General features: G+C 71.1%; 30 protein-coding genes. 15 read left to right on the forward strand and 15 right to left on the reverse strand.

Going from position 1 to position 26,649, the window contains the following annotated elements:
• Window positions 1-127 precede the first annotated feature (127 nt).
• The 3 genes from MET9862_RS20320 to MET9862_RS20330 form a co-directional block, all read right to left on the reverse strand.
• Window positions 128-337 carry a hypothetical protein gene (locus MET9862_RS20320; protein ID WP_142584694.1) on the reverse strand — a complete coding sequence of 70 codons (210 nt, stop codon included), beginning with the start codon at window positions 335-337 and terminating at the stop codon, window positions 128-130.
• Between the two features lie 508 nt (window positions 338-845).
• Complete coding sequence (locus MET9862_RS20325) at window positions 846-3,065, reverse strand: putative bifunctional diguanylate cyclase/phosphodiesterase (RefSeq protein WP_142584695.1); 2,220 nt, start codon at window positions 3,063-3,065, stop codon at window positions 846-848.
• A 1,014-nt stretch (window positions 3,066-4,079) separates the two neighbouring features.
• On the reverse strand, window positions 4,080-4,286 hold the full coding sequence (locus MET9862_RS20330) for a hypothetical protein (protein WP_142584696.1): 207 nt from the start codon (window positions 4,284-4,286) through the stop codon (window positions 4,080-4,082).
• 1,005 nt (window positions 4,287-5,291) lie between these two features.
• On the opposite strand from MET9862_RS20330, the gene MET9862_RS20335 reads away from it, so the two are divergent.
• Entirely contained in the window at window positions 5,292-5,786 is a 495-nt protein-coding gene (locus MET9862_RS20335; RefSeq protein WP_142584697.1) for a Ros/MucR family transcriptional regulator, read from the forward strand.
• A gap of 130 nt (window positions 5,787-5,916) precedes the next feature.
• Here the strand turns inward: MET9862_RS20335 and MET9862_RS20340 are convergent, their stop codons facing one another.
• Window positions 5,917-6,312, reverse strand: coding sequence for a Ros/MucR family transcriptional regulator (locus MET9862_RS20340; protein WP_142584698.1), 396 nt, complete (start codon window positions 6,310-6,312; stop codon window positions 5,917-5,919).
• Window positions 6,313-6,525: 213 nt separating this feature from the next.
• Between MET9862_RS20340 and MET9862_RS20345 the strand changes: the two genes are divergently transcribed.
• The gene (locus MET9862_RS20345) at window positions 6,526-7,200 is read left to right on the forward strand and encodes an RraA family protein (RefSeq protein ID WP_142584699.1); all 675 of its coding nucleotides are present in this window, start codon (window positions 6,526-6,528) and stop codon (window positions 7,198-7,200) included.
• Between the two features lie 121 nt (window positions 7,201-7,321).
• On the opposite strand, the gene MET9862_RS20350 is transcribed toward MET9862_RS20345, so the two are convergent.
• From MET9862_RS20350 to MET9862_RS20360, 3 genes are all read right to left on the reverse strand, one after another.
• Window positions 7,322-7,909: a phospholipase A2 family protein gene (locus tag MET9862_RS20350; RefSeq protein WP_142584718.1), complete on the reverse strand. Its 588-nt coding sequence runs from the start codon at window positions 7,907-7,909 to the stop codon at window positions 7,322-7,324.
• 67 nt (window positions 7,910-7,976) lie between these two features.
• The gene (locus MET9862_RS20355) at window positions 7,977-8,456 is read right to left on the reverse strand and encodes a DUF1036 domain-containing protein (RefSeq protein WP_244612815.1); all 480 of its coding nucleotides are present in this window, start codon (window positions 8,454-8,456) and stop codon (window positions 7,977-7,979) included.
• On the reverse strand, window positions 8,422-9,729 hold the full coding sequence (locus tag MET9862_RS20360; protein WP_142584700.1) for a glycerate kinase type-2 family protein: 1,308 nt from the start codon (window positions 9,727-9,729) through the stop codon (window positions 8,422-8,424). The genes MET9862_RS20355 and MET9862_RS20360 overlap by 35 nt, the downstream gene beginning before the upstream one ends.
• Before the next feature lie 172 nt (window positions 9,730-9,901).
• Between MET9862_RS20360 and MET9862_RS20365 the strand changes: the two genes are divergently transcribed.
• The 4 genes from MET9862_RS20365 (at window position 9,902) to tsaA (ending at window position 12,132) form a co-directional block, all read left to right on the forward strand.
• Window positions 9,902-10,669: an N-formylglutamate amidohydrolase gene (locus tag MET9862_RS20365; protein WP_142584701.1), complete on the forward strand. Its 768-nt coding sequence runs from the start codon at window positions 9,902-9,904 to the stop codon at window positions 10,667-10,669.
• A 72-nt stretch (window positions 10,670-10,741) separates the two neighbouring features.
• Complete coding sequence (locus MET9862_RS20370; protein WP_142584702.1) at window positions 10,742-11,068, forward strand: DUF1244 domain-containing protein; 327 nt, start codon at window positions 10,742-10,744, stop codon at window positions 11,066-11,068.
• 207 nt (window positions 11,069-11,275) lie between these two features.
• Window positions 11,276-11,554 carry a DUF2312 domain-containing protein gene (locus MET9862_RS20375; RefSeq protein ID WP_142584703.1) on the forward strand — a complete coding sequence of 93 codons (279 nt, stop codon included), beginning with the start codon at window positions 11,276-11,278 and terminating at the stop codon, window positions 11,552-11,554.
• An 83-nt stretch (window positions 11,555-11,637) separates the two neighbouring features.
• The gene (gene tsaA, locus MET9862_RS20380; protein ID WP_142584704.1) at window positions 11,638-12,132 is read left to right on the forward strand and encodes a tRNA (N6-threonylcarbamoyladenosine(37)-N6)-methyltransferase TrmO; all 495 of its coding nucleotides are present in this window, start codon (window positions 11,638-11,640) and stop codon (window positions 12,130-12,132) included.
• Window positions 12,133-12,232: 100 nt separating this feature from the next.
• Here tsaA and modC read toward each other — a convergent pair whose 3' ends face one another.
• Genes modC through MET9862_RS29535 form a run of 4 tightly spaced genes read right to left on the reverse strand, consistent with a single transcriptional unit; the run spans window position 12,233 to window position 15,020 of the window.
• A complete protein-coding gene (modC, locus tag MET9862_RS20385) occupies window positions 12,233-13,330 on the reverse strand; it encodes a molybdenum ABC transporter ATP-binding protein (protein ID WP_142584705.1) in 1,098 nt (365 codons plus the stop codon).
• Window positions 13,327-14,019, reverse strand: a complete 693-nt coding sequence (modB, locus tag MET9862_RS20390; RefSeq protein ID WP_142584706.1) for a molybdate ABC transporter permease subunit — start codon at window positions 14,017-14,019, stop codon at window positions 13,327-13,329. Before modB ends, modC begins: the two co-directional genes overlap by 4 nt.
• The gene (gene modA / locus MET9862_RS20395) at window positions 14,016-14,813 is read right to left on the reverse strand and encodes a molybdate ABC transporter substrate-binding protein (protein ID WP_142584707.1); all 798 of its coding nucleotides are present in this window, start codon (window positions 14,811-14,813) and stop codon (window positions 14,016-14,018) included. Before modA ends, modB begins: the two co-directional genes overlap by 4 nt.
• Before the next feature lie 36 nt (window positions 14,814-14,849).
• Window positions 14,850-15,020, reverse strand: coding sequence for a hypothetical protein (locus MET9862_RS29535; protein ID WP_185156949.1), 171 nt, complete (start codon window positions 15,018-15,020; stop codon window positions 14,850-14,852).
• 166 nt (window positions 15,021-15,186) lie between these two features.
• Here MET9862_RS29535 and MET9862_RS20400 point away from each other — a divergent pair, with 166 nt between their 5' ends.
• The 5 genes from MET9862_RS20400 (at window position 15,187) to MET9862_RS20420 (ending at window position 22,803) form a co-directional block, all read left to right on the forward strand.
• Window positions 15,187-16,437, forward strand: a complete 1,251-nt coding sequence (locus MET9862_RS20400) for a molybdopterin molybdotransferase MoeA (RefSeq protein ID WP_244612816.1) — start codon at window positions 15,187-15,189, stop codon at window positions 16,435-16,437.
• Between the two features lie 371 nt (window positions 16,438-16,808).
• Window positions 16,809-18,443 carry an OFA family MFS transporter gene (locus MET9862_RS20405; protein ID WP_142584708.1) on the forward strand — a complete coding sequence of 545 codons (1,635 nt, stop codon included), beginning with the start codon at window positions 16,809-16,811 and terminating at the stop codon, window positions 18,441-18,443.
• Between the two features lie 130 nt (window positions 18,444-18,573).
• Complete coding sequence (locus tag MET9862_RS20410; protein ID WP_142584709.1) at window positions 18,574-19,962, forward strand: sigma-54-dependent transcriptional regulator; 1,389 nt, start codon at window positions 18,574-18,576, stop codon at window positions 19,960-19,962.
• Window positions 19,963-20,057: 95 nt separating this feature from the next.
• Entirely contained in the window at window positions 20,058-22,055 is a 1,998-nt protein-coding gene (locus MET9862_RS20415; protein ID WP_142584710.1) for a sensor histidine kinase, read from the forward strand.
• A 160-nt stretch (window positions 22,056-22,215) separates the two neighbouring features.
• A complete protein-coding gene (locus MET9862_RS20420; protein WP_142584711.1) occupies window positions 22,216-22,803 on the forward strand; it encodes an NAD(P)H-dependent oxidoreductase in 588 nt (195 codons plus the stop codon).
• A gap of 31 nt (window positions 22,804-22,834) precedes the next feature.
• On the opposite strand, the gene MET9862_RS20425 is transcribed toward MET9862_RS20420, so the two are convergent.
• The gene (locus tag MET9862_RS20425) at window positions 22,835-23,026 is read right to left on the reverse strand and encodes a ComEA family DNA-binding protein (protein WP_142584712.1); all 192 of its coding nucleotides are present in this window, start codon (window positions 23,024-23,026) and stop codon (window positions 22,835-22,837) included.
• Window positions 23,027-23,133: 107 nt separating this feature from the next.
• Window positions 23,134-24,021: an MBL fold metallo-hydrolase gene (locus tag MET9862_RS20430; RefSeq protein ID WP_142584713.1), complete on the reverse strand. Its 888-nt coding sequence runs from the start codon at window positions 24,019-24,021 to the stop codon at window positions 23,134-23,136.
• A 201-nt stretch (window positions 24,022-24,222) separates the two neighbouring features.
• Here MET9862_RS20430 and MET9862_RS20435 point away from each other — a divergent pair, with 201 nt between their 5' ends.
• From MET9862_RS20435 to MET9862_RS20445, 4 genes are all read left to right on the forward strand, one after another.
• A complete protein-coding gene (locus MET9862_RS20435) occupies window positions 24,223-24,432 on the forward strand; it encodes a hypothetical protein (RefSeq protein ID WP_142584714.1) in 210 nt (69 codons plus the stop codon).
• Window positions 24,433-24,497: 65 nt separating this feature from the next.
• On the forward strand, window positions 24,498-25,004 hold the full coding sequence (locus MET9862_RS20440; protein ID WP_142584715.1) for a DUF2243 domain-containing protein: 507 nt from the start codon (window positions 24,498-24,500) through the stop codon (window positions 25,002-25,004).
• Between the two features lie 11 nt (window positions 25,005-25,015).
• Complete coding sequence (locus tag MET9862_RS29540; RefSeq protein ID WP_185156950.1) at window positions 25,016-25,180, forward strand: hypothetical protein; 165 nt, start codon at window positions 25,016-25,018, stop codon at window positions 25,178-25,180.
• Window positions 25,181-25,554: 374 nt separating this feature from the next.
• The gene (locus MET9862_RS20445; protein WP_142584716.1) at window positions 25,555-25,749 is read left to right on the forward strand and encodes a hypothetical protein; all 195 of its coding nucleotides are present in this window, start codon (window positions 25,555-25,557) and stop codon (window positions 25,747-25,749) included.
• 43 nt (window positions 25,750-25,792) lie between these two features.
• Here MET9862_RS20445 and MET9862_RS20450 read toward each other — a convergent pair whose 3' ends face one another.
• Together MET9862_RS20450 and MET9862_RS20455 are read right to left on the reverse strand one after the other, a co-directional pair.
• Complete coding sequence (locus MET9862_RS20450) at window positions 25,793-26,446, reverse strand: methionine ABC transporter permease (RefSeq protein WP_142584717.1); 654 nt, start codon at window positions 26,444-26,446, stop codon at window positions 25,793-25,795.
• A partial coding sequence (locus tag MET9862_RS20455) for an NIL domain-containing protein (protein WP_280178981.1) occupies window positions 26,427-26,649 on the reverse strand: 223 nt, incomplete at its 5' end. The genes MET9862_RS20450 and MET9862_RS20455, both read right to left, overlap by 20 nt.

Here is a 26,649-nt window from a genome sequence, read left to right on the forward strand (position 1 = left end):
AGAAGCGTGGCTGTCGGCGCCCTGGTCTGAGGCGAAGGCGCTCCAGCGGACTCTGCCGGATGGGATGCTGAGCGTCGTCGCGCGCGGCGCTCGCCATGACGATGCATGAGCGAGCGCGCCTCACAGCTCATCCCAGTTTGGCGGCCAGTTGTTTGAGGGCTGTCGGAACCTCCGGGCTGCAGGGCCTCAGCTTGGCGTCCCCGACCGCCTCGGTGAGCAGGTTCGCAATCTTGCCTGGACGGATCGCCGTCGTGTCCGTCAGGCAGTCCACGAGCACCTCCAGGGCATACTCCAGCGCGACGATGCGGGCTTCCAAAGCATCTTGTCGGTCGCTCATGGCGTGTCTCCTCCTGCGTCGCTGTCAGCAGCGTTCCGAGAGGAAGGTAGCGAGGTCGCGCAGATGTGACCCGTGCGCTTATCGGTGGGCTGCCCGGCGTCGCGCGGACATCCGGCAATCAAGGCGTCGGACGGACTTTGGGATCATAGCCCTGTGATGCCACCGCGGGCCGGTGTCACGGACTAGCGGGCCTAGAGCACGAATTCGAGATGCGCGGGCCGCGCTACGCGACGCAGGTCGGCGAATTGCCGGTGGCCATTGCCTGATCACGGGTCAAGCAAGCTCGGCGTCGGACGATCCGCTATGGGTGGTTTTGAGATTGTCTGCTTCCGAGCGGGATACGCACCGGAGCGGACATCATCAGAGGACCTTCCGATCCCGCTGGTCGGCACATTACAGACTGGAAGCCGTCATCCACGTCTCCGCAACACGGTTCAGGCGCGGCGACATTGACGCAGCAGAAAGCATGGCAGAGCGGGGATGTCTGACTGTGCAAGTCGCCAGCCCGTCAGTGCTGAGCTTGGGCGGCCATGATGTAGGCGCGTGCGTCCAGTGGAGACAGCGGGCGGCTGAACAGGAAGCCTTGGACCTGCGCGCAGCCCTCGCGACGGACGAGTTCAAGCTGCTCCGCCGTCTCTACACCCTCGGCGACGATGCCCATACCGAGCCGCTCACCGATGCTGACCACTGCACGCACGATGGCCGCCGCGTCTGGATCGGCGATGTCGCGGATGAAGGATCTGTCGATCTTGATCTTGTCGAACGGAAAGCGGCGCAGATAGCTCAACGACGAGTACCCCGTGCCGAAATCGTCCAACGCGACGAGGACGCCGAGGGATCGCAACCGATGCAGGCAGGCGACCACGGCGTCCCCGTCCTGCATCAACACGCTCTCGGTCACTTCCAGCTTGAGGCGGCAGGCCGGCAAGCCCGTATCGGCGAGTGCGCTGAGTACCGCCTCCTCCAAGCCGCCCCGGAACTGCACGGCTGACACGTTGACGCCGACGCGCAGCGTCTCCGGCCACGTTAGCGCCTCACGGCAGGCCTCTCGCAACGCCCAAGCCCCCAGCGGAACGATCAGGCCATTCTCCTCCGCCAGCGGGATGAACTCGCCGGGCGAGACCTCACCACGGACTGGGTGGCGCCATCGCATCAGCGCCTCCAGGCTGACGACTGCCCCGCTCGCGGCGTCCACAACCGGCTGGTAGACGAGGCGGAACTCGCCGCGCCGGATCCCCTCCTTCATGTCCAGCACCAGCTGCCCGCGCGTGGCAATGCGCGCTCCGACGTCGGGGCAGAAAACACGGTGCGTATTGCGGCCGCCGGCCTTGGCTTCGTAGAGCGCCATATCGGCACGCTTGAACAACTCGTCCGCGTCGCGGTCACGCTCCGTGGCGATGGTGAAGCCGACGCTGACGCCAACCTCGACGATCTGCCCGTCGAGGTGGACCGGAGCACCTACGGCGGCGATCAGCCGGTCGGCGAGGCAAGCTGCGGCGCAGGCGTCGTCGAGATAGGCCAACACGATGGCGAACTCGTCCCCACCGAGGCGGGCGACAGTATCATAGGGGCGCAACACCGCGCGCATACGCTGGGCCACTTCGCGTAGCAGAGCATCACCCGCCGGATGACCGAGGCTGTCCTTAATCGCCTTGAAGCGGTCGAGGTCGCAGGCGAGCACGGCAAACGGGCTCTGGGTTCGCGCGGCGTGAGCTATAGCTTGGTTCAAGCGATCGCGGAACAGGGCCCGGTTGGGCAAGCCCGTCAGCGCATCGTGCAGGGCCATGTGCCGGACCTGGTCCTCCGCCTCTCGACGGGCCGAGACATCGCGCAGGATAGCGACGTAGCCAGAGGGCGTACCTGCACCCTCATCGTCCAGCAGGCCTATGGATGCTTCGATCCAGACGTAGTGGCCACCCTTGTGCCGGTACCGGACACAGCAGGTCGGTCGCTCATGGATGCCGGCCCGCACCTGCGTCCAATACTCCTCGAAGATGTAAGCATCGTCGGGGTGGATCATGTCGGATGCCCGCACACCGATTAACTCCTCGGGGTCGTAACCGAGAGTGCGTCGCACTGCCGCGGACACGTAGGTCCGACGCATGTCGAGGTCGCCCAGGACGAACACGTCATTGGCACTGTCCGCGAGGAGACGAAAGCGACGCTCGCTTTCCACCGCCTGCTGCTGCGCTCGATGCGTCCGGTGATGTGCGATCCGCCCACGCAGGGCGGCTTCGATGAAGACGGCGAAATCTGAGAGGCGCTCTTGGTCCTCTTTACTGAATACCGCCCGCGGCGCTGTATCGGCCACGCACACGGTTGCTCGATCGGTCGTATAGTCACCGAGTGAGATCGGGACGCCGGCATAGAAGCGCAGGTGCGGGCTACCGGTGACGTATGGATTGTCGGCGACGCGGCGATCCTCCAGGGTATCGAGGATGACGAGGGGAGCGTGGGGATCCCCGAGAACCGTGAGAGCGCAGACAGCGTCGGAACGCGGCGTTGAGCTAAGCGACAATCCTTCGCTGCCAAGAAAGGACTGACAATCCTTGTTGAGCCGCGACACATATGCGTAGCGCACGCCAAACAGCGTTGCAGCGATGCGGCAGATCGCATCGAGCTGCAGGTCGCGCGGTTGATTGGAAAGATGTGCGTGGGTGCAAGAAACTGAGGACTCAAGAGAAAGCGCGTGCATCGAAACCTCGACACGAATTAATCGCACGAACATATCGCATCATATGTTAACAACCCATTTTCTTGATAAGAATTTATAATGTAAATAGCTCGGATATTGGGCGTCGACACAAGTTGCTGCGCCATGGAAGGGCGTCCCATCAAGGCGTCATCTGCGACGAATTAACTCACTATCCTCGGCCAATCGTTCGCTTCGCCTGTAGCGTCTGCCTACGGGCTCAGTCGGCCGCGACCTGCATGACCGGATTGGGTTGGAAGCAGTCCCCGAACGTCGAACCGAAGGATTAGCGCAGGCGAGGTGGCTTCATCTTTTGAGATGCGCGCCTCGCTTCATGACACCGACTTGGGGAGCTATCGGTCGAAGAGCTTGCGCGTCTAGGGCCACCACCATGCGACAACGGTGATCATGGTGATCACGAAGGTCGAGCTGATCGCAATGGAGAGGCTGAGACGTGTCCGTCGAGGGATCATCGCCTCGTTGTAAGGCCCGTCAGACGAATGGTGGTGTCGGATGATGCCGCGGTTAGGGCGCTCACCCCATCACCGGCCGCGCGAGCAGGACCGCCGTGCGCGCCATGCTGCGCCTGAATCGTTCGATGCGGCCGGGATCGGCCAGGGCCGCAGCCGAGGGCCGATGCGCCTTCACAGCGGCGGCGAGGGCGAACTGGTAGCCGTCGCCGCACGCCTGCGCGCGGCATCGAGCAATCCGAATGCCGGACCCCGGCTCTCAAGCCCCGCGGGCTCGACAGGCTCATCCGGCAGAGGGCCGTTCGATGGCGCGTGCGGAAACACACGCGCACCCTGGCATGCCACATGCTATCCAACGGCCGAGCCGCTTCGGTGGCGTTTCCTCCCAGGAATCGACTTAAAGCCCGCCCGGTTCGCCGCGGCGGGCATTTTCGTCCTGGGCGCGGCCGCTACGCCGCGTATCCGTGTGGACCTGTCTCCGGTTTGTTCCGAATTTTCGTGAATCGCACGGTATGCGATGCACTTTGTTCATGATCCAAGCACGATCCATTCTCGGCTTGAGCCGCGAATATGATGGAGATCAAATTCTTCCACTGTCGCGGCGCGCCTGGTGCATGAGGCGCTCGCCATGCTCCGTGATGACGAGCAGGCGCTTGGTTGGATCGAGCGTCGCGAGGCCCCGGCGTTGGAGGGCGCTCGCATCGCAATCGCTGAACTCTTTCTGCGAGCGCCCGGCAAGGCGGCGCAACAGTCGAGCTTCGGCCAATGAAAGGCTCAGGTGGCTCACGCATTCCTCCCCAAACCAGTATGTCTGCCTGGGCCTAGTGATAACGTTATTCGGCGTGACGACCGTGTGCTAGAACACGAACTACGCAGGAGGGAGGATCCGGAGAGGAATTTGCCCCGCCTTCCTCTGCGGACGGCAAGACACCTGCGCCGTGGCGCGTCGATCGGTCGCCCGTCGCCAAGCTTCTATCGGGTGGCGTGCCGGCGCGGGCCGCGACGTCAGCGCCGGTCGCTCCGGAGATGCCTGGGCGCCTCCTCCGCTTCGATCCGGGATGTCACGGCCGCCGGGCCCCGCGGCGGGAACGGGAGCACGGAGGCGCTCGGCGGCCCGTCGTCGGACGCGGGGGGCGCCTCGCCCGCGCGGCGCCTGTCCGCCACGCGCCGCAGAAGGCGCATCTTCAGGGCCGGTCGGTAATTCCGACGCTCCAGCCAAGCCAGAGATCGCTTCGTTCGCCGCATCGCCTGTCCCGTCGATCGCCGTGCCTGCATGGGGGCGCATAGGGTTAGGAGGGCGATGGGGCCGGCGTCATACGTCAGATGAGGTATGCCCGGCCTAGACCTGCAGGAAATTGCAGGCGCTCCGCGCGACACGGCGTCCGCTTCAGTGACAGAGGCCGCGGAGCGCGGATCCGGGACCCTTGAGCCGGGCCGTTCGACCTGGCCGATTCGGTTTGGCCCCTTCGACGGAGCCGGCTCGGCCTTCGAACCCGTCGCCGCAGGCCTCGCATCCGGGCCGGCCGGACCGTGGGGTGGCGGCAGCGCCGACAACGCCAGGTGGTCGCAAGGCCGCGCCGCGGCGCGCCGAACGGGGGCCCGCCCGGAACCAGGGCGCGCCACCAAACCGCGCAACCTTGCGGGCGATCGAGGCTTTTCGCGCTCAGACCGACGAGGGCGAGCAAGAATTTCCGTGCGCACCGGGATGATTCTCGTGCCTATGACCGCATTCATGGCTTGAGCTTCGGCGCGGGATGTGAGCGCAAATATCATTCACATCTTGGAGCGGGCGATGAGCGACACCGGCAAAGCGATCCATATCGATCAGGTCGAGATGACGGCGGAGATCGTCTCGGCCTACGTGGTCCGAAATCACGTTCAGGTCGCCGAATTGCCGGCGCTGATCGGCACCGTCCATGACGCCCTCACCAGCCTCGGCAAGCCGGCGGAGACACCCGAGGCGGCCGTCGCGAAGCCGACGCCCGCCCAGATCCGCAAGAGCATCACCCGGGAAGGCCTGATCAGCTTCATCGACGGAAAGAGCTACAAGACCCTGAAGCGCCATCTGGCCGGCCATGGGCTCGACCCGCAATCCTACCGCGAGCGCTTCGGCCTTCCGCCCGATTACCCTATGACGGCGGCGAGCTATTCCGAGCAGCGCTCCGCCCTGGCGCGCAGCCTCGGCCTGGGCCGGAAGGCCGAGGCTGCGCCCGTGGCGCCCGAGCCGGCGCCTGCGCCCCCCGAAGCACCCGCGCCGAAGCCGCGCAGGCGCCGCAAGACGGCTTAGAGCCTCACACGAAACTCCCGACGACCGGGAGATCTCCCTCTGGCCATGACGGCGCAGCGGGCGTTTTGCGAGAGGCTCTTGGGCCGCCGGCTGAGCCCGGCAGGGTGGGCGCTGGCCGGGATGTGAGCGGTCAGGCCCGCTCGCGCGTGGCGCTCAGACGGATCTCCCGGGAGATCCGGGCCCGGGCATCGCTGTAGGCCGGCGCAACCATCGGGTAGTCGCGGGGCAGGCCCCATTTCCGGCGATAGGCCTCCGGCGTAAGCCCGCGCGTCGTCAGGTGCCGGCGCAGGACCTTGTAAGCCTTGCCGTCCTCGAAGCTGATCAGGACGTCGTTGCGGATCGATGCCTTGATCTGGGCCGCGGTCGGCTTCTCCACCACGGGGGCCGCCCGGCCGCTCAGCCCGATCAGGGCCGCATGCACCTGCCGAAGCAAGTCCGGCATCTGCGCCTGCGGGACGTTGTTCCGCGTCACGTAGGCGGACACGATAGTCGCGGCGAGATCGACCGTGGCGGCACCCGTGCTCATCAAACCTCCCATCGCGTCCTGCCGGATCGTGAAAATACAACCATGGGTAGTAATGCCCAATGGTTACCTCTTTTACAAGGTGCATCGCGCGGTGGGAGGCCGCCGCGTTCCGGGGCGAGACCGCAGGCTCAGCCTCGATGCGGATCCGAACCTGCTCTATGGGAGGCATGGCAGTGGCCGCGTCGGTGACCGGCCGGAATGGCGAGCGATCCGATGCCCGTGACGATCCATCCCGTCCCCGATCCCCTCACCGAGGCCGAGATCGCGCCCTGGCGCGCGGTGCCGGTCGCGGTGGCGGTCGACCTCGCCCGGGATGCCGGGCAGATCGACCCCGCCCTGCGCCCGCTCAACCCGCCGGGCCGGCAGCCACGCCTGTTCGGCCGGGCGGTGACCGCGCTCTGCGAGCCGCCGGATTTCGGCGCGGTGCTGCACGCGCTGGAGCGGATCGCGCCGGGCGACGTGCTCGTCATCGCGGCCGGAGGCCATGCCGAGACGGCGATGCTGGGCGAGATCGTCGGCGGGCATCTGCGCCGCCGCGGCGGGGTCGGCGTCGTCTGCGACGGGGCGGTGCGCGACGTCGGCACGCTCGCCGGCTGGACGGACCTGCCGGTCTTCACGCGGGCGATCACCCCGCGCGGACCGGCCGGGGCGGCCCGCGGCGCGGTCAACCTCCCCGTGGTCGCGGGCGGCTGCCGCGTCGCGCCCGGCGACCTGATCATCGGCGACGATGACGGGCTCGTGGCGCTCACGCCCGCCACGGTGCGGACGCGCCTCGGCGACGCGCAGGCCAAGCTCGCCCGCGAGACGCAGTGGGAGGCGGACCTCGCCGCCGGCCGCCCCGTCTCCGAAATCTTCGGGATCGAGCCGGCGGTCCCGGCCGGCACCTGAGGTCACCCGGGATCCCAAAGGGTTCACCCCTTTGGCCGGGTGTCGGGGCGGAGCCCTGACGGGCAGTCTCAGGGCTCCGCCCTGGACCCGCGAGAGGGGTGACCCCTCTCGACACCCGGATTCAGGGTGCCTTGCAGCCCATCGCGTCGGCGGCCTCGGTGACGCTCAGCGCCCGCTCGCGCACCTGGCGCGACAGGCCGGGCCGCTCGGAGACGGCGGCCGCCTCGCGCTTCAGGGCGGCGTCGCAGGCGCAGGAGCGGTAGCCGGCCGCGTCGTAGCAGGCATCGTGGCGCATGCAGGCGGCATCGAGATCGTCGGTGGGGGCCAGGCCCTCGCCCTGCTGGCCGGACCCGCAATAACGGCCGTGGAACAGCGCCTTGCCGGCGAGCACCGCGGAGAGGTCGGCCTTCGGCAGGGGCGCCTCCTCCGGCTGACCGCTCGGATTGAGGTCGTTGACCGGGCCGCCCGACTTCGCCGCCGAGCCGCGCAGGGCCTTCGGGATGCCGGAGCGCGGGCCCGGCTCGCCCAAGGACTCGCCCGTGCGGGAATTCGGGTCGGCGATGTCGGGCAGCGGCGGGGGCGGCCCGGGCCGCGGCTCCTCGACCACGGTCTCCGCCTCGGGCGGCGGCGCGCTCTCGACCGCCTGTGCCAGCGCGCCCTGGACCGGGCCGAGCCAGAGCGCGAGGAGAAGGATGGGAAGAGATCGGATCACGGGCGGCTTCCGGTGCTGAATCGCTGCCGGAAACGGCGGGCCGCGCCGCAGCGTTCCGCCCGCCTCAGGGCTGAGGCGCCGCCGGCTGGTTCGGATCGGTGAGCTGGATGGTCCAGCTCTTCTGCTCGCCCGTATCGACCTCGAAGAAGCCGTTGCGGTCGAAGCCGCGGGCGAGGCAATCCTCGACGCCGCGGATGGTGAACTCGGAATCGCGGGTGCACATCATCGAGCGGCCACTCCACTCGCCGCCGCGCGTGTAGTCCACCGCGAACACGTAGTAGAACCGCGCCGCGAGCGCGCCCCGAAGCAGGGTCTCGCAGGCCTTGGGCGAGAGGTCCCACCAGCCCTCCGTGACCCAGCCCTGCGGGTCACGGTAGCCGAGCGAGACGCCGACCTTGCTCGGCGTGAGGTTGCACAGGCGCAAATCCGCCCGGGCCGGGGCGGCGGCCACCAGGACCGCCGCGCCGACGAGGAGCGCCGCGGAGCCGCGACGCACGATCCGGACGAGATCAGCCGACGAGGATGATGCGGCAGTCGTTGACATTGGTGCGGGTGGGGCCTGGACGGACGAGATCGCCGATGGTCTCGAAGAAGCGCGTGGAGTCGTTGTCGGCGAGCATCGCGGCCGGATCGAGGCCGGCGGCCCGCGCCCGCTCCAGCGTCGTCTCGTCGACGAGGCCGCCGGCCGGGTCGGTCGCCTCGCCGCGCCCGCCATCGGTGCCGTCCGTGTCCGCGGCGATGCCGCGGATGCCGGGCTCGGCCCCGAGCGCGATGGCGAGCGCCAGGGCGTATTCCTGGTTCGGACCGCCATGGCCCTCGCCGCGGATGGTGACGGTGAGCTCGCCGCCCGAGATCAGCGCCACCTTGCGGCCTTCCGCCTTGGCGCGCTTGGCCAGCTCCGCGTGCTCGGCGGCGACCTCGCGGGCCTCGCCCTCGAGGTCCGAGCCCAGCATCACCGGCTCGTAGCCGGCTTCCGCGGCCGCCGCGGCCGCGGCCTCGAGCGCGTCGATCGGCCTCGCGATGATGCGGTACTCGGCCCGGGCGAAGGCCGGGTCGCCGGCCTTCGGGGTCTCGTTGTTGGGGTCGTTCAGAAGGCGCTGCGCCGCCTCGGGCAGGGGGATGCCGCGGCGCTCGCAGATGGCGCGGGCCTGGTCGAGGGTCGACGGGTCCGGCACGGTCGGCCCCGAGGCGATCACCGCCGGATCGTCGAAGGGCACGTCGGAGATCGCGAGCGTCAGGATCGAGCGGGCGTTGCGCGCCGCGAGCGCGAGGCGCCCGCCCTTGATGCGCGAGAGGTGCTTGCGCACCGTGTTGATCTCGCCGATCGGCGCGCCGGAGCGCAGCATCGCCCGGGTGATCGCCTGCTTCTCCGCCAGCGTCAGGTCGCCGGCCGGGGCGATCCAGTTGGCCGAGCCGCCGCCGGAGAGGAGCACCAGCACCTCGTCGTCCGGCCCCGCCTCGCTCGCGATGCGCAGGGCCTCCTTCGTCGCCGCGATGCCGGCCTCGTCCGGAACCGGATGCCCGGCCTCGACCATGTGGATGCCGGGCGCCTCCTGCCCGTAGCCGTGCCGGGCCACCGCGAGGCCGAGGATGCGCGCCTCCGGCACGCCGTGCTCCTCGCGGTAGAACCTGCTCGCCACCGCGGCCATGCTGCCCCCGGCCTTGCCGGCGCCGAGGATGATCAGCCGGCCGGCGGGGGGCGGCGGCAGGTGGGCGCGCAGGCACTTCTCCGGATGGGCCGCGGCAATCCCGGCGGCGAGGAAGCGGTCGAGGAGGGTGCGGGCCTCGCGGATTGCGGGATCGGTGGCGGCGGTCATGGGGCTCCTCGCGTGGGTTCCGTTTCCTCTCGTGCGGTCCTCGCCTCCGGGGCGGGGCGACGGGCCGTTTTCTTGCCGTGAGCGCACGATCCTTGATACGTGCTTGCCCGACCCCGCCGCGCGCGGCAAGGCTTATGCGCGGCCCCGACCTCGAAGACACGCAAGCGGTCCCGTGAACGCCCCCGCACGTCCCGACAGCCCTCCCGCCCATCCCGTCGAGATCCTGCCCGGCGACCCGGCCTGCGGCCTGATCCTCGCCTGCGACCACGCCTCGAACCACGTGCCGCCGGACATCGACCTCGGGGTGGCGGAGACCGAGTTCGGCCGGCACATCGCCTACGATATCGGCGCGGCCGGGGTGACGCGCGCGCTCGCGGCGCATCTGAACGCGCCCGCGATCCTCACGAACTTCTCGCGCCTCATCATCGACCCGAACCGCGGCCGCGCCGACCCGACCCTGGTGATGCGCCTCTCGGACGGCGCCGTGGTGCCGGGCAACGCCCGCATCGACGCGGCCGGCAAGGCGGCGCGCATCGCCCGGTTCTACGAGCCCTTCGACCGCGCGATCGACGCCGCCGTCGCGGCGGCGCAGGCGGCCGGCGTCACGCCGATGCTGGTGACGATCCACAGCTTCACGCCCTACTGGCGGGGCGTGGCGCGGCCCTGGCAGGTCGGCATCCTCTACGACCGCGACGAGCGCCTGGTCCGGCCGCTGATCGCGGCGCTCGAGGCCGATCCGGCGGGGCTGACGGTCGGCGACAACGAGCCCTATGGCGGCGGCCTGCCCGGCGACACGATCGACCGCCACGCCACGGCGCGCGGCCTGCCGAACGCGCTGGTCGAGATCCGCCAGGATCTGATCGCCGGGGCACAGGGCCAGGCGGATTGGGCGGAACGCTTCGCCCGGGCCCTGCGCCCGCTGATGCCGGCCCGCGCGTGACGGAGGGCGCTTGACGGCGGGCGCCGCGCCGCCGACCTGAGGCGGGCCCCCCTACGCACGCGGAGCGAGCCCATGGACCGGATCAAGCCCGAGATCGACGCGCAGACCCAGACCGAGCTGGAGGCCGCCGTCTTCCGCCGCCTCGTCAGCCATCTGCGCAACCGCACGGACGTGCAGAACATCGACCTGATGAATCTCGCCGGCTTCTGCCGCAACTGCCTCTCGAACTGGCTGAAGGACGCGGCCGACGGGCGCGGCATCGCGCTCAGCAAGGATGAGAGCCGCGAGCACGTCTACGGCATGCCCTACGAGACCTGGAAGGCGACCCACCAGACCGAGGCGAGCCCGGCCCAGCAGGCGGCCTTCGCCAAGGCCGCGCCCGAACCGCACGGCTCCTGATCCCGCGCCGGCCCGAGCGAGGGCGCCGTCCGCCATCCCGACGGGTGCGACCGGAGGTCGTCGGAGGCGCCGCGGCCCTGCAAGCTTCCGGTAACTGCGCTGCACTACCACTCGGGGCGAGGGCGCGGGGCTCCGCGAGCCCGCCCGCCGCATCGAGGATGCGGCCGCCTCCCGGAGGCGGCCGCCCACAGGGTCACGAGGAAGCCCATGAACGCACACTCCATGCCGAAAGCGCCCGACGTCTCCTCGTCGGAAGGCGTGGCAGCCGACGAGCTTCGGCAGTTCATCGAGAGAATCGAACGGCTCAACGAGGAGGCCGAGGGCCTCAAGAGCGATATTCGCGATGTGTTCGCCGAGCTCAAGGGCCGCGGTTTCGACGCGAAGGCCGTCCGCGCGATCCTGAAGATCAGAAAGCAGGACCATTCGGAGCGGCAGGAGCAGGAAGCCATCCTGGAGCTCTACATGCAGGCGCTCGGCATGGTGTGAGGGAAGCCTTCGGACCGGCCGGCGGCCACTCGCGCCGCCCCGGACATCCCGAGCGTCGGGGCTTGCCGACGGGACAGACGGACATGGTGCGCCTCAACGAGATCCGGACCGGCGAGAAGGCCGTGGATGCGCCGGCGCCGCAGGATGCCGGGCTCCGGTTCATCGGACGCATCCGGACGCCCTGGTCCGACCGCCTCGTCTGCCCGCGACAGGGCCGCCTCGACGGGCCGCTCTGCCGGATCGAGGTCTTCGAGCCCTGGGTGGCCGCCCTCGACGGCATCGAGGCCTATGCGCGCCTCGAGGTGCTCTACTGGCTGCACGCCTCGCGCCGGGATCTGGTGCATCAGTGTCCGGCCAGCGATGGCCGGGTGCACGGCACCTTCGCGCTGCGCTCGCCCGTGCGGCCCAATCCGATCGGCACGACGGTCGCCGCGCTCGTCGGCCGCGAGGACGCCGTGCTGCTTGTGCGCGGCCTCGACTGCCTCGACGGCACGCCGCTCCTCGATCTGAAGCCGGACCGCAGCCTGTTCACGCCGATCGCCCCGGCCCAGCCCGGCGACTTCGAGACCGACGCCTGACCGGAGGCCATCGCCCTGACCGAGCGCGCGTCGCGGCGACGCCCGCCGCGCTTCCGATCGGACGACCGCGATCATGACGTCGGACGCCTTGATCACGGCCTCAATCGAGCAGGGCGACGGTCTTCACGGCGGCAAAGACGGGCAGGCCCGGCCTCACCCCCATCTCGGCGAGCGAGCGCCGGGTCAGGCGCACGACGAGGGACGCGTCCCCGCATTCGACGCGCAGCTCGGCGGTCGGATCCTCGGGCACCTGCGCCCCCATCTCCGCCACGACCCCGGCGAGGATGTTGAGCGCGCTCGTCCCCTCCGGCCGCGTCAGGCTCAGAGTGACGTCGCGCGCCGAGACGCGGAGACGCAGGCGCGCGCCCACCGGACGGTCGAGGAGCGGCACGTGCAGCGGGCCGGCGGCGGTCGACAGCCGCGTCAGCGCGTAGGCCGGATCATGCGCCTCGATCCGCGCCGCCAGCACCGCGCCGGCCTCGCGTGCGCCGCGCAAGGGGGCCACGTCGAGCCGCGCCGTCACCGCATCGACCGACCCCGAAGCGACGACGCGGCCCTCCTCCAGCACCACGATGCGGTCGGCGAGCCGCGTCACCTCGGCGAGGGCGTGCGAGACGTAGACGATCGGCACCCGCCCGAGATCGCGCAGACGCTCCAGGAAGGGCAGGATCTCGGCCTTGCGGGCCTCGTCCAGAGCCGCCAGCGGCTCGTCCATCAGCAGGAGCCGAGGCCGCGCCAGCAGCGCCCGGCCGATCGCCACCCGCTGGCGCTCGCCCCCCGATAGGCCCGCCGGGCGCCGCCCGAGCAGGGGCGCGATCCCGAGGAGCTCCACCACCGCGTCGAAGCCGATTCCGTCCGAGACCTGCGCGAGGCGGCGCCCGAACAGCAGGTTGCCCCGCACATTGAGATGCGGGAACAGCCGGCTCTCCTGGAAGACGTAGCCGATGCGCCGCCGGTGCGGCGGCACGAAGCGCCGCGCCTCCGTGTCGAGCAGCGTCTCGCCGTCGAGGACGACCCGGCCGCGATCGGGCCGCACCAGGCCGCCGACCACGTTGACGAGCGTCGTCTTGCCCGAGCCCGAGCGCCCGAACAGGGCGGTGACGCCGCCCTCCGCCGCGAAGGCGGCCTCCAGCCGGAAGGCGCCCTGGCGGTGCGCGACGGCGACGGAGAGGCCGCCTCCGGACCCGGCCTCGCTCATGCCGCCAGCCGCCGGGCGACGCCGCGGGCCATGAGCTCCGAGAGCACGAGCGCCACCATCGAGACGGCGATCGAGATCAGGGTCAGGCGCATCGCCCCGGCCTCGCCGCCGGGCACCTGGGTCAGGGTGTAGATGGCCGAGGGCAGGGTCTGGGTCTCGCCGGGGATGTTCGAGACGAAGGTGATGGTGGCGCCGAACTCGCCCATCGCCTTGGCGAAGCAGAGCACGAGGCCGGCCAGGATGCCCGGCAGGATCAGGGGCAGGGTGACGCGGGTGAAGACCTGGACCGGGTTCGCCCCGAGGGTCGCGGCCGCCTGCTCGAGCTTGGAATCCACCGCCTCGATCGACAGGCGGATGGCGCGCACCAAGAGGGGAAAGCCCATCACCGCGCAGGCCAGAGCCGCCCCCGTCCAGCGGAAGGCGAAGACGATGCCGATCTCCGCGAGCAGGCTGCCCACCGGCCCGCGCCGCCCGAAGGCGAGGAGCAGGAGGTAGCCGGTCACCACCGGCGGCAGCACCAGGGGCAGGTGCACGAGCATGTCGAGGACCGTCTTGCCCCAGAAGCGGCCGCGGGCGAGGAGGTAGGCCACCGCGAGCCCGAGCGGCAGGCTCGCCAGCGTGCCGGTGGTGGCCACCAGCAGGCTGAGGCGCAGGGCCTGCCACTCCTCCGGCGTCAGCCAGCCCGTCACTGCGCGGCGGTGGCCGCGCGGTTCAGCACCGTGAAGCCCTGTTTCTCGAAGGCGGCTTTCGCCACCGGCCCGCGCAGATAGGCGAGCAGGCCCGCCGCTTCGGGGTTGGCCGAGTCCTTGGTGATCGCCACCGGATAGACGATCGGCGGATGGCTGTCGGCCGGGAAGGTGGCGACGATCCGGACATTGGCATCCGCCGCGGCGTCGGTGGCGTAGACGATGCCGAGCGGCGCCTCGCCGCGCGAGACGAGGAGCAGGGCGGCGCGCACGCTCTCCGCCTGCGCGACCTTGTTCTTCACCCCCGCCCAGCCGCCGAGCTTCTCGAGCGCCGCCTTGCCGTACTTGCCGGCCGGCACCGCCTCGACATTGCCCATGGCGAGCTTGCCCGACCCGAGCGCGGTCGCGAGGTCGAGGCCGGGACCCATCTTGACCGCGACCGTCGAGTCCTTCGGGGCGATCAGCACGATGCTGTTGGCGAGCAGGCTCACCCGCGTGTCGGGACGGATGAGGTCCTTCCTGGCGAGATAGTCCATCCAGTCGAGGTCGGCCGAGAAGAACAGGTCGGCGGGCGCGCCCTGCTCGATCTGCTTGGCCAGGGTGTTGGAGGCCGCGTAGGAGACCTTCGGGGCCGGCTTGCCCGCCTTGGCATAGGAGCCGGCGATGTCGTCGAGCGCGTTCTTCAGGCTGGCGGCGGCGAAGACCGTCGGCGCGTCTGCCGCCCGCACCGGGACCGCCCCCAGGAGAGCGGAGGCGACGAGGCCGGCGAGCAGACCGGCGCGGCTGAGCTTGCGCATGCGGATACGATCCTTCGGGATGCGGCGGGACAGGGTTTAGGCGGCTTTGGGCAGGCTCGCCATGTCGATGACGGAGCAATCGTTCAGGTCGCGCTTCAGCATGCGGCCGTCGGCGGTCTCGACGTCGGCGGGCCCCGGATCGCGGCGCTCGACCGTGACAGGCGCGAACGGCGTCCCGGCGTTCGGGGTGCCGGAGCCGGTCAACATGCGCGCGTCTCCCTGCAGCGGCTTCCCTCGGACGCGATATATACAGATGGATATATCCCTCGACCAGGGCTTTTTCGGCTATGTCCGCTGACGGCGCGCCGCCCGAGCGCGCGTCAGTCCAGCGGGATGGTCCGGACAGGACCAGAGACGGGCTGAGGAGGCAGAGGTGGGGGCAGCGAAGACGGTCGCGGGCCAGAGTACCGAGATGCCGGAGATCGCGGAGGCGCTCGGCCGGATGGAGGCGCTGCTGCGCGCGGTCGGCACGGAGCCTCTCGCCCTCGACGAGGCCGTCGGCCGCGTCTGCGCCGGCACGCTGGCGGCCCGCCTCGACGCGCCCCCCTTCGCCGTTGCCGCCATGGACGGCTACGCCCTGCGATGGGCCGATGCCGACGGGCCCCTGCGCTGCCGCGGCGTGGCGCGCGCCGGCGATCCCGTCGGCGCGCCGGTCCTGCCGGGCACCTGCCGCCGGATCTTCACCGGCGCGCCGGTGCCGCCGGGAGCCGACACGGTCGTCGTACAGGAACTGGCCGAGGTCGCGGGCGAGCAGGTGCGCATCCTGGCGGGCGCCGAGGCGCGCCGCCATATCCGGCCGGCCGGCAGCAATCTGCGCGCGGGCGATCCGGTCGTGCAGCCCGGGATCCGGCTGACCGCCCGGCATGTCGGCCTCATCGCCGCGGCCGGGCACGGTGAGGTCGTGGTCCATCGCCGGCCCCGCGTCGCCATCCTCTCCACGGGCAACGAGTTGTCGGACCGCTTCGCGGCGGACCGGGCCACGCAGATCCTCGACACGAACCGCCCGACCCTGAAGGCGCTGGTCCGGGCCTGGGGCGGCGTGCCGCTCGATCTCGGCATCGTGCCAGACGAACCCGGCGCCCTCTCCGCCACGCTGGCGCGGGCGCTCGGCGCGGGCGATGTCGATCTCCTGGTGAGCTCGGGCGGGGCGTCGGTGGGCGAGTTCGACTATGTGGGCCCGAGCCTGACGGCCCTCGGCTTCGAGCCGGCCTTCCGCAAGGTCCGCATGCGGCCCGGCAAGGCGACCCTGTTCGGGCGGATCGACGGCCTGCCGGTGCTCGGCCTGCCCGGGAACGCGGTGGCCGCCCTCGTCAGCGCCCTGATCTTCCTGAGACCGGCCCTGTCGCTGCTGGCGGGTGCAGGGCGGGCGGCGCTGCCCGAGGAGCAGGCCGTCCTCGCGACGCCCCTCCCGGCGACGGGCCCGCGCACCACAATCCTGCGCGGGCATCTCGGCCGGGGCGCGAATGGCGGCCCGACCTTCGCGGCGCTCGCGGACCAGGACAACGCCATGCTCTCCGGCCTGGCGGCGGCCGACGCCCTCGCGCTGCGCCCGGCCGACGCCCCGCCCGCCAGGACCGGCGAGCCGGTCGCCATCGTGCGTTTCGACCGGGCGCCCGGCTTCTGACGGGAAGGCCGCCGCTCCGTTCCTGGCAGGTCCGACGGCTGGATCCCATCGCGACGGCACGCGCTTGCCGGGCGGGGCCGCGGACAGGGTGGCTTGCGTCACGGTGCAGGTCTCGGTCGCGCGCGAAGCACCGCTCCCGGACGCGTGACGAAGCCGGAGAGGAGGCGGACCAGCATGGTCATCTTGTCCACCTCCACGCCGCCGAACGCGTCCGGCCTGGACAAAATGTCCCTCCACGCAGAACGGCACGCCCATATAAACACCTGATCTAGAACATAGAATTTGAATTCCGACCGCTGGCTCGGACATTGCTCAGGCTCCTGCGAAGCGCGGCGGAGACCGCGCCTCAAGGACGTGGCTTAGGAGGATTCATGTCCGCCAGCATCGCAGCCGAACCCGGCTTCTTCAGTCGCGAGCGAACGATCGCCGCGCCGACCTTCAATCGCTGGCTGGTGCCGCCGGCGGCCCTCGCGATCCATCTCTGCATCGGCATGGCCTATGGCTTCAGCGTCTTCTGGCTGCCGCTCTCGCGCGCGGTCGGGATCACCCAGCCCGTGGCCTGCCCGGCGGAGATGGGCTTCCTCGCCGGGCTCGTCGCGACGGGCTGCGACTGGAAGATCAGCCAGCTCGGCTGGATGTACACGCTGTTCTTCGTCCTGCTCGGCTGCTCGGCGGCGGTCTGGGGCGGCTGGCTCGAGCGCGCCGGGCCCCGCAAGGCCGGCCTGGTCTCGGCCATCTGCTGGTGCGGCGGCCTGCTGATCTCGGCGCTCGGGGTCTACCTGCATCAGCTCTGGATGCTCTGGCTCGGCTCCGGCGTCATCGGCGGGATCGGGCTCGGCCTCGGCTACATCTCGCCGGTCTCGACCCTGATCAAATGGTTTCCCGACCGGCGCGGCATGGCCACCGGCATGGCGATCATGGGCTTCGGCGGCGGCGCGATGATCGGCGCCCCGCTCGCCGACTGGCTGATGCGCCAGTTCGCGACCCCGACCTCCGTCGGGGTCTGGCAGACCTTCGTGGCGATGGCGGCGATCTACGCCGTGTTCATGGTGGCGGGCGCGCTCGGCTACCGGGTCCCGCGGGAGGGCTGGAAGCCGGCGGGCTGGACGCCGCCCGCGGTGAACCGGAACGCGATGGTCTCGTCGCAGAACGTCGATCTCGACGTGGCGACGCGCACCCCGCAATTCTGGCTGATCTGGGCCGCGCTCTGCCTCAACGTGTCGGCCGGCATCGGCGTCATCGGCATGGCCTCGCCGATGCTGCAGGAGATGTTCGGCGGCCGGCTGCTCGGGCTCGACATCCCCTTCGGCCAGCTCGACGCCGCGCAGAAGGCGCAGATCGCCGCCATCGCGGCGGGCTTCACCGGGCTGCTCAGCCTGTGCAACATCGGTGGGCGCTTCCTGTGGGCGACCTCCTCGGACAGGCTCGGCCGCAAGCTCACCTTCGCGATCTTCTTCCTGCTCGGCATCGTGCTCTACGCGGCGGTGCCGACCCTCGCGGGCCTCGGCACGACGCTGTTCTTCGTGCTCGCCATGGGCGTCATCATCTCAATGTATGGCGGCGGCTTCGCGACGGTGCCGGCCTACCTCGCCGACATGTTCGGGACGAAGATGGTCGGCGCGATCCACGGCCGGCTGCTCACCGCCTGGGCGACCGCCGGCATCCTCGGGCCGGTGCTCGTGAACTACCTGCGCGAGTACCAGCTCGCCGCGGGCCTGCCCAACGCCCAGGCCTACAACCAGACCATGTACATCCTGGCCGGCCTGCTGGTGCTGGGCCTGATCTGCAACCTCTTGGTCCGCCCGGTCGCGGCGCGCCACCACATGGCGGAGGAGACGACGCCGCTGCAGGCCCGTCCGGAGGCGCAGGTCTCGCGCGCCGCCACGCCGACGGCCGAGCGCACCGCCGCGCCCGCCCTCGTCCTGCTGGCCTGGGCCGCGGTCGGCGTTCCGCTCGCGGCCGGCGTGCTGATCACGCTGCAGAAGGCGGCGATCCTGTTGCATTGACAGCCGCGTGCAACCCGTCGGCCTCCGGCCGGCGGGTCCGCGCATCGCCAGCGGGGCGGGCTTCCTCTAAGCAGACTCGGATCGCGAGTCTGCTCGCGGCGGCCCCTCCCGCTGGACCGATCACGGTTCCATGACCCATGGCCTCGGCGCAACGGACGATCCCAGTGCTTCCGGCGACCCCTGGCTCGCCCAGGCGCAGATCCTCGTCGTCGATGACGAGCCGGGCATGCGCAACTTCCTCCTCCGCACGCTCGCGCCGCGCTGCGCCCGGGTCGAGGCGGTCGGCGACACCGTCGCCGCCGGGCGGCTTCTCGAGACGAGCCGGTTCGACCTCATCATCCTCGACAACATCCTGGGCGGCCGCACGGGGCTCGCCTGGCTCGCGGACCTGCGCCGCGACGGCCTGTTCACGGACGTGATCCTGATCACCGCCTTCGCGGATCTGGAGACCGCGATCGAGGCCCTGCGGGCGGGCGCGGCCGATTTCGTGCTCAAGCCGTTCCGCACCAAGCAGATCCTCAACGCCGTGGTGCGCTGCCTCGACCGGGCGGCCCTGCGGCGGGAGAACTTCGTCCTCCGCCGCCAGTTCGGGACGGTGGCGCAGTCGCAGGCCGTCGACCGCATCGTCGGCACCTCGCCGCAGATGGTCCGCACCCGCGATCTGGTCGTGCGCGCCGCGGCGACGCGCAGCACGGTGCTGATCACCGGCGAATCGGGCACCGCCAAGGAGATCACGGCGCGCGCCCTGCACGAGCAATCCCTCTTCGCCGACCGGCCGTTCGTGCCGGTGAATTGCGGGGCGATCGCCGCCGACATCATCGAGAGCGAGCTGTTCGGCCACGTGAAGGGCGCCTTCACCAGCGCCGCCTCCTCCCGCGAGGGCCTGTTCTTCTACGCCCAGGGCGGCACGCTCTTCCTCGACGAGATCGCCGAGTTGCCGCTTCCCATGCAGGCGAAGCTCCTGCGGGTGATCGAGGATCGCAAGGTCCGCCCCGTGGGCTCGGACCGCGAGATCCCGATCGACGTCCGCCTGGTGGCGGCGACGAACGCCGATCTCGCCGCCCGCGTCGCCGCCGGCCAGTTCCGGGCCGACCTCTTCTACCGGCTCGACGTCGTCCGCATCCACCTGCCGCCGCTGCGCGAGCGGGTCGAGGATATCGAGCCCCTCGCGCGGATGTTCATGGACCAGCTCTCGGTCCAGCTCGGCCTGCCGCCGCTGCCGATCTCCTCGAGCGTGCTGCAGCGTTTCGAGGCCTATCCGTGGCCGGGCAACGCCCGGGAACTGCGCAACCGCATCGAGCGCGCCCTGATCCTCGGCACCTTCGGAGAGCCCGGTTCCGGCGCGCCCGCGGAGCAGCGGACCGACGACCTCGCCGAGGTCGAGAAGCGCCATATCCTGCGGGTGCTCGCCGCCTCCGACGGCAACCGGGCCGAGGCCGCGCGGCGGCTCGGCGTCTCGCGCAAGACCCTCGACCGCAAATGCGCGGACTGGAATGCCGAGCCCGCCGCCGATCTCTGAGACCGGGTTCGGTCGATCGCATCGGACGCGGTCTCAGAGAGCCCGCGCGGCGTCCGAGCGACCGCGACATCCGCCATCCCGAAGGGATCGATCGGATGGCGCATGAGCCGTCCGCGGGCGGCTGGGGGCGCCGCTCGGTCCGCGTCCGCCTGCTCGCCATCGCGCTGCTGCCGATGGTGGCGGTGCTGCCCGTCGTCCTCGGCTTCGCCCTGTTCTGGTGGCTCGCCCAGTTCGATGCGCTGCTCGTCTCGAAGGCACATGACGACCTGATCATCGCCCGCCAGTATCTCCGCCGCATCATGGAGCAGGGCGACGCGCAGATCGCGGCGCTCGGGCAATCGGCGGCCTTCGCGGAGGCGGCGCGCACGCACGGCCTCGACGCGCTCCTCGAGGCACGCCGGACCGCGCTCGGCCTCGACTTCCTCTACCTGACGGCGCCCGACGGCGCGATCCTGGCCGCCTCGCCCGCGGGAGCGAAGCCGGCAGATCCCGCCCGCTGGCGGGTCGTCGCCACGGCGCTCGGCGGCCGGCCGGAGACCGCGCTCGACATCCTCGATGCCGGAGCGATGAGCGCCCTCTCGCCCGACATGGCGGAGCGGGCCCGCCTCGACCTCGTGCCGACGCCGGCCGCGGCCGAGACCGACCGCACGGTGGAGACGCGCGGCCTCGTCATCCACTCGGCGAGCCCCGCACCGCTCGCCGACGGCCGCAGCGGCGCCCTGGTCGGAGGCTCGCTCCTGAACGGCAATCTCGGCTTCGTCGACACCATCAACGAGCTGATCTACGCCCATGCCGAGCTGCCCGCCGGCAGCCAGGGCACGGCGACGCTGTTCCTCGGCGACGTGCGCGTCGCCACCAACGTGCGCCTGTTCGGCAACCGCCGCGCCCTCGGCACCCGGGTCTCGCGGGAGGTGCGCGACGCCGTGCTGGGCCAGGGCCGCACCTGGCTCGACAGCGCCTTCGTCGTGAACGACCGCTACATCTCGGCCTACGAGCCGGTCGCCGACAGCGCCGGCCGCCGGGTCGGCATGCTCTATGTCGGCTTCCTCGAACGTCCGTTCCGCCTCGCGCGCTGGGCGATGGTGACGGCGGTGCTCGCCGCCTTCGCCGTCGCGGCCATCCTCACGGTGCCGTTCCTGCTCAGGCTCGCCCGGGCGATCTTCGAGCCGCTGGAGCGCATGAACCGCACCATCGCGGCCGTCGATGCCGGCAATCTCGGCGCGCGCACCGGGACCGTTCCCAGCCACGACGAGATCGGGCTGGTGGCGCGCCGCTTCGACGAGTTGCTCGACCGTCTCGAGGCGCGCGATGCGGAACTCCGCGCCTTCGCGCGCGAGCTCGACGCACGGGTCGAGGAGCGCACGCGCCAGCTCGAGGAGACCCGCCGCCAGCTCGTGATGTCGGAGAAGCTCGCCTCGATCGGCGAGATCACGGCCGGCGTCGCCCACGAGATCAACAATCCGATCGCCGTGATCCAGGGCAATCTCGAGGTCGCGCGCGAGGCGCTCGGGCCGGCGGCGGACGAGGTCCGGACCGAGTTCGACCTGATCGACCAGCAGGTCCACCGCGTGAACATGATCGTCACGCGTCTGCTGCAATTCGCCCGGCCGGACGAGTATGCCGGCTATGTCGAGAGCGTCGTCCCGGCCGAGGTCGTCTCGGACTGCCTCGTCCTCGTCCGCCATCTCCTCGAGCGATCGGAGGTCACGATCGAGCGGCAGGATGCGGCGAGCCGCACGGTCGAGGTCAGCCGGACGGAGTTGCAGCAGGTCGTGATCAACCTGATGGTCAACGCCATCCACGCCATGCCGCAGGGCGGCCGGCTCCGGCTGGCGACGAAGGACGCGGACCGCTCCGGCACCGAGGGCGTGGCGATCACGGTGGCCGATACCGGAGTCGGCATCCCGCCGGACCAGTTGCGGAGGATCTTCGACCCCTTCTTCACGACCCGAACGCATGGCGGCACGGGCCTCGGCCTCTCGATCAGCTACACGCTGATGGCCCGTTACGGCGGGGCGATCACCGTCGAGAGCGACGTCGGCCGCGGTTCGGCCTTCACGATCTGGCTCCCGACGCTCCACGCGCTCGGCTGACCGCTCGCCGCGTCATCGCCTGTCCCGTGAGGATCGTGGCGAGGCGGCAGGCGCGGACCATCCCGGCCGGTCGGAGGCGCCCGGTCCCCCATTTCGGATGCCGGTCAGCCGGCGCGCAGATGGTAGGATTCGGGCCCGGCCCGAGACCTGAACGCGTCCGATGCGGATTCTGCTGATCTACTGCCATCCCGTCCCGGAGAGCTATGCCGCGGCCTTGCGCGACGCGGCCCTCCAGGGCCTGCACGCCGCCGGGCACACGGTCGAGATGCGCGACCTCTACGCGGAGGGGTTCGACCCGGTCCTCAGTCCGCAGGAACGACGCGGCTACTACGATCCGGAAACGGGCAGCGACGCGACGGCCCCGCACGTCGCGGCCCTTCGCAGGGCGGACGCCCTGGTCCTCGTCTACCCGACCTGGTGGTTCGGCATGCCCGCCATGCTGAAGGGCTGGATCGACCGCGTCTGGCGGCCCGGCATCGCGTTCCAGCTCGGCGGCCCGGGCGTGCTGCAGCCCCGGCTCACCAACATCCGCCGCATCACGGTCGTCACCACCTACGGCTCACCGCGCTGGCTGCTCTGGCTCGTCGGCTGGCCGGACTGGCGTCTGGTCCGACGCGGCATCCGGCCCTTGTGCGCGCCACGCTGCCGCCTCGACTGGCTCGCCCTGACCAACATGGATGCCTGCACGGCGGATGCGCGGGCGCGCTTCCTCGCGAAGGTGCGCCGACGCCTGGCCGCGCAAGGCTGACGGCGCCCTCCGCGCGGAGTTGCGCGTGCGATCAGCCGTCCGCGACGGTCAGGGCCTCGCCGAGACCGTCCGTCTTGCCCGCCAGACCCGGCACCTCGTCGAGCTGGCGCAGGCTGGTGAACCGGCCGCGCTCCTCCCGGTACCGCACGATCTCGAAGCCGTGCCCCTTCAAGGCGGGGATCGCGTCCAGTTCCTCCGCCGTCGCGGCGTTGAGATCGATCATGCCCCTGGACCCGCCCTGCCTTCGAATCCGCTCCCGGCGGCGCGCGAACGGAACGTGAGGGGCAGGGGCTGGTTCCAGCCTGATCCGCGGGGCGAGCCCGGACCGGTTCAGGGCGCCCGGTAGGCCGATCCATCCTCCGCCCGGGCCGGCTGCGCGACGTAGCGGCCCTTCTCCGGCACCGCGACCCGCTCGAAATCCTGCGCGAGCGCATCGAGGCCGCGGCGCAGATCGGGGCCGCCGAGCGGCCGGCCGTGACCGGTGATCGCGCGCTCCGGCTTCAGCGCCGCGAGGGCGCGCACCGAGTCCGCCGCCGCCGGCCAGTCCACGGTGAGGTACATCGGCGGCCCATGGATCTCCGGCGCCTGGGTGGCGACCGCGTAGGCCGATTCCTGCGCCGTGGTGACGAAGGCGTCCCCCGCGATGAGCGAACCGTCGGAATTCCGCCAGAGCGAGACATGGCCGGGCGTGTGGCCCGGCGTGTGGATCCAGCGCCAGCCGGGCAGCGGCGGCACGCTGCCGTCCTCCGGCAGGATCCGCAAGCGGTCCGAGACGTTCACGGGGCTCGTCGGATAGAGGGGCGAGATCCGCGCCATCAGGCCGCCGCCGACGCTCGGATCGGGGGCCGGATAGGCCGCGCTGCCATCGAGATAGGGCCGCTCCAGCGCGTGCGCCCAGACCGGGGCGTCCCATTCCGCGGCGAGATCCTCCAGCACGCCGACATGGTCGAAATGGCCATGCGTCAGCACGATCGCGGCGGGCCGCGCCGCCCGCCCGAAGCGGGCCTCCGCCGCGCTCCGGATCGCGGCCTTCGTGCCCGGAATCCCGGCATCGATCAGCACCCAGCCGCGGTCGCCCGCGCCCTCGGCCCCGACGAAGACGACGTTGACGATGGCGAGGCGCCGATAGGCGAGATCCGCCGTCACGGCATGGGTGCCGTCGGCGCCCTGCGGGTCGTCGGCGCGCGCCTCCGGACTGATCGGGATCTGCTGTGCCATGGGGTTTCTCCGGGACGTCTCCAGCCCATCGCGGGGCCGGGCCCGGCGGGTCCTCGGGGGTCCCGCTTGCCCGGGAAAGAGGGGCGTTCGCGCCTTTGTTCCCGGCCTGCCGGAGCACGCGCCGGGGCGTTGCCCCGCCGGCAGCGCCGATGAACATCCGCCGCGAGGCCCGGTTGTCACCGGATGGAAGCAGAGAGCACCATGACCCCAGAACCGTACCCGATCGCGGCAGCGTCCGTGAACGAACCGCACGCGGCGCCCGGCCAGAGGAGCCAGGGGGCGAGCCGGCCCGAGCACCGCGTCGGCACGGACATCGATCGCAACGATCAACTCGGCAGCGTCGTCCTGCTCGGCATCGCCGCGGCCGGTGCCGCCGCTGCGCTGATCCTGCAGCGCCTCATCATCGGCTGAGGGCGGGGCGGCCGGGATCGGGCCGGCCGCCGCCGCAGCCACATCGCACTCGGCGGGAGCACGGGATGACCGTTGCCGCGCAATCCCGGACCCGTCCGTTTCCCGTCGGCGCTGGCATCCTGCTCGGTCTCGGCCTCGGCGGCTTCTTCGACGGCATCGTCCTGCACCAAGTGCTGCAATGGCATCACATGCTCAGCAGCTGGTATCCGATCGATTCCATCCCGAACCTCGAACTCAACACGCTGTGGGACGGCCTCTTTCACAGCGCCACCTACGTGCTCGTCGTCGTCGGGCTCTTCATCCTCTGGCGCCACGGCCGAGAGGGGCCCCTCGTCTGGTCGAGCAGGCGCGTCTCGGGAAGCTGTCTCATCGGCTGGGGCCTGTTCAACCTCGTCGAGGGCCTGATCGACCACCAGGTTCTCGGCGTGCACCACGTCAATGAGCGCGTCGCACGGGCGCAGTGGCTCTCCTGGGATCTCGCCTTCCTGGCCTGGGGCCTAGCCATGCTCGGGGGCGGCTGGCTGCTGGTGCGGGCCGGCCATCGGGAGCGCGCCGCTCCGCGCGTGCCGTGAGGCCGAGCGCGATGGAGGCCGGCCGCCGCACCTGGACGCGGGCCAAGCCGCGTCTGCCCTGGCTCGTGCTCGGTGCCGCCCTGGCACTCGCCACGATGCCGGCCTGGCGCCCGCTGGTCTTCGGGAGCACGCTCACGCTCGAGGACCTTCTGGACCTCCGCTGCCTGCCCCGATGACACGCGCCCGCGCCCTGCGCCCGTAACGCGCTCAAGCCCGCTCCGACGGCCGGGCGGGTCCCGTCCGACCGGATGCCAGACTCCGGCCCCGTGCTCAGCTGATCAGCAGTTGCAGGGCGAAGGCTCCGTCCGGGTCGAGCCACACCCGTTCCGGCGTTCAGCCGCTCCGCGTCGCGAGGGCCTGGAAAAGCTCCGGCGGTATTTGTGCGCGGTGTCGGTCCGGATGCTGTCGCCGGCCGCGAAGACGGATGTCGAGCAGGACGATCCCGGATTCGGGCCGGCGCTCGGCGAGCAGGATCCCGACGGCGCCGGACCCGCAGCCGATATCCCCGATGCGGCGCGGAGCCGCCTCAGCCCGACGCGCGCGCCTCCAGATGCGCGAGCACCGCGCCTGCGTAGCGCACGGTATTCGAACCGAAGACGACCGCGTCCGCCGCGAGCGGCGGGTCGGCGGCGTGCAGGAAGAACGCGCCGCGGCCCGGCTCGGAGACGCCGCCGTCGCCCCCAACGCCCTGATCGTGTTCAGGATCATCACCCGCCGGACGGCGCCCGGCACGGCGTCCGGTTGAGGGGACCGGAGGCCGTCTCGCCCCCGGACAGCCTCCGGTCCGCTCAGCGCGCGCGCAGGCGCCGCACGGCCGTGTCGCCCGCGAACTGCACGAGGCAGACGAGGGCGATCAGGATCGCGATCACCGCCATCATCACCGTGGTGTCGAAGCGCTGATAGCCGTACCGGATCGCCACGTCCCCGAGCCCGCCCGCGCCGACCGCGCCGGCCATGGCGGAGGCGCCGATCATCGAGACGACGGTGATGGTGAAGCCGCCGACGATGCCGGGCAGCGCCTCGGGCAGCAGCACGTGGACGAGGATGTGCCGGCGGCGGCAGCCGATGGACTGGGCCGCCTCGATCAGCCCGGCATCGACCTCGCGCAGCGAGACCTCGGCGATCCGCGCGAAGAACGGCGTCGCGCTCACCGCGAGCGGCACGATCGCCGCCCAGACGCCGATCGTGGTGCCGACCACGAGCCGCGTGACGGGGATCAGCGCGACCAGCAGCACGATGAAGGGGACGGCGCGAAAGCCGTTGACGAGGGTCCCCACCACCCGGTTCGTCCGCGGGGCCGCGAAGATGCCGCCCGATCCCGAGGTGACGAGGAACAGCGCCAGCGGGATCCCGGCGAGCACCGCGATTCCGGCCGAGACGCCGACCATGAACAGCGTGTCGAGGAAGGCCTGCCAGAGGCGGTCAATCATCTGCGGCGACATGGCCGATCCTCTCGATTGCGCAGCCCAGGGCGCGCAGCCGGCTCTCGGCGCGTCCGTCGCCATCCGCGACCGCGACGAGCATCCGGCCGACCGCCCGACCCTCGATCCGGTCGATGCCGGCCTGGATGAGGCGCACCGGCGCCCCGGCGGCGGCGGCGAGCGCCGAGAGGTCGGGCGCCGCCTGCCCGGCGAAGGCGAGTTGC

It is taken from the genome of Methylobacterium symbioticum (assembly GCF_902141845.1).
Lineage (GTDB): Bacteria > Pseudomonadota > Alphaproteobacteria > Rhizobiales > Beijerinckiaceae > Methylobacterium > Methylobacterium symbioticum.

Excerpts from the sequence above, each read along its gene's own strand:
- MET9862_RS20320 (WP_142584694.1), bottom strand. The coding sequence starts at position 337 with ATGAGCGACCGACAAGATGCTTTGGAAGCCCGCATCGTCGCGCTGGAG.
- MET9862_RS20325 (WP_142584695.1), bottom strand. The coding sequence starts at position 3,065 with ATGTTCGTGCGATTAATTCGTGTCGAGGTTTCGATGCACGCGCTTTCT.
- MET9862_RS20335 (WP_142584697.1), top strand. The coding sequence starts at position 5,292 with ATGAGCGACACCGGCAAAGCGATCCATATCGATCAGGTCGAGATGACG.
- MET9862_RS20340 (WP_142584698.1), bottom strand. The coding sequence starts at position 6,312 with ATGAGCACGGGTGCCGCCACGGTCGATCTCGCCGCGACTATCGTGTCC.
- MET9862_RS20345 (WP_142584699.1), top strand. The coding sequence starts at position 6,526 with ATGCCCGTGACGATCCATCCCGTCCCCGATCCCCTCACCGAGGCCGAG.
- MET9862_RS20355 (WP_244612815.1), bottom strand. The coding sequence starts at position 8,456 with ATGTCAACGACTGCCGCATCATCCTCGTCGGCTGATCTCGTCCGGATC.
- MET9862_RS20360 (WP_142584700.1), bottom strand. The coding sequence starts at position 9,729 with ATGACCGCCGCCACCGATCCCGCAATCCGCGAGGCCCGCACCCTCCTC.
- MET9862_RS20370 (WP_142584702.1), top strand. The coding sequence starts at position 10,742 with ATGGACCGGATCAAGCCCGAGATCGACGCGCAGACCCAGACCGAGCTG.
- MET9862_RS20375 (WP_142584703.1), top strand. The coding sequence starts at position 11,276 with ATGAACGCACACTCCATGCCGAAAGCGCCCGACGTCTCCTCGTCGGAA.
- tsaA (WP_142584704.1), top strand. The coding sequence starts at position 11,638 with ATGGTGCGCCTCAACGAGATCCGGACCGGCGAGAAGGCCGTGGATGCG.
- modC (WP_142584705.1), bottom strand. The coding sequence starts at position 13,330 with ATGAGCGAGGCCGGGTCCGGAGGCGGCCTCTCCGTCGCCGTCGCGCAC.
- modA (WP_142584707.1), bottom strand. The coding sequence starts at position 14,813 with ATGCGCAAGCTCAGCCGCGCCGGTCTGCTCGCCGGCCTCGTCGCCTCC.
- MET9862_RS29535 (WP_185156949.1), bottom strand. The coding sequence starts at position 15,020 with ATGTTGACCGGCTCCGGCACCCCGAACGCCGGGACGCCGTTCGCGCCT.
- MET9862_RS20405 (WP_142584708.1), top strand. The coding sequence starts at position 16,809 with ATGTCCGCCAGCATCGCAGCCGAACCCGGCTTCTTCAGTCGCGAGCGA.
- MET9862_RS20410 (WP_142584709.1), top strand. The coding sequence starts at position 18,574 with ATGACCCATGGCCTCGGCGCAACGGACGATCCCAGTGCTTCCGGCGAC.
- MET9862_RS20415 (WP_142584710.1), top strand. The coding sequence starts at position 20,058 with ATGGCGCATGAGCCGTCCGCGGGCGGCTGGGGGCGCCGCTCGGTCCGC.
- MET9862_RS20420 (WP_142584711.1), top strand. The coding sequence starts at position 22,216 with ATGCGGATTCTGCTGATCTACTGCCATCCCGTCCCGGAGAGCTATGCC.
- MET9862_RS20425 (WP_142584712.1), bottom strand. The coding sequence starts at position 23,026 with ATGATCGATCTCAACGCCGCGACGGCGGAGGAACTGGACGCGATCCCC.
- MET9862_RS20430 (WP_142584713.1), bottom strand. The coding sequence starts at position 24,021 with ATGGCACAGCAGATCCCGATCAGTCCGGAGGCGCGCGCCGACGACCCG.
- MET9862_RS20435 (WP_142584714.1), top strand. The coding sequence starts at position 24,223 with ATGACCCCAGAACCGTACCCGATCGCGGCAGCGTCCGTGAACGAACCG.
- MET9862_RS20440 (WP_142584715.1), top strand. The coding sequence starts at position 24,498 with ATGACCGTTGCCGCGCAATCCCGGACCCGTCCGTTTCCCGTCGGCGCT.
- MET9862_RS29540 (WP_185156950.1), top strand. The coding sequence starts at position 25,016 with ATGGAGGCCGGCCGCCGCACCTGGACGCGGGCCAAGCCGCGTCTGCCC.
- MET9862_RS20445 (WP_142584716.1), top strand. The coding sequence starts at position 25,555 with ATGCGCGAGCACCGCGCCTGCGTAGCGCACGGTATTCGAACCGAAGAC.
- MET9862_RS20450 (WP_142584717.1), bottom strand. The coding sequence starts at position 26,446 with ATGTCGCCGCAGATGATTGACCGCCTCTGGCAGGCCTTCCTCGACACG.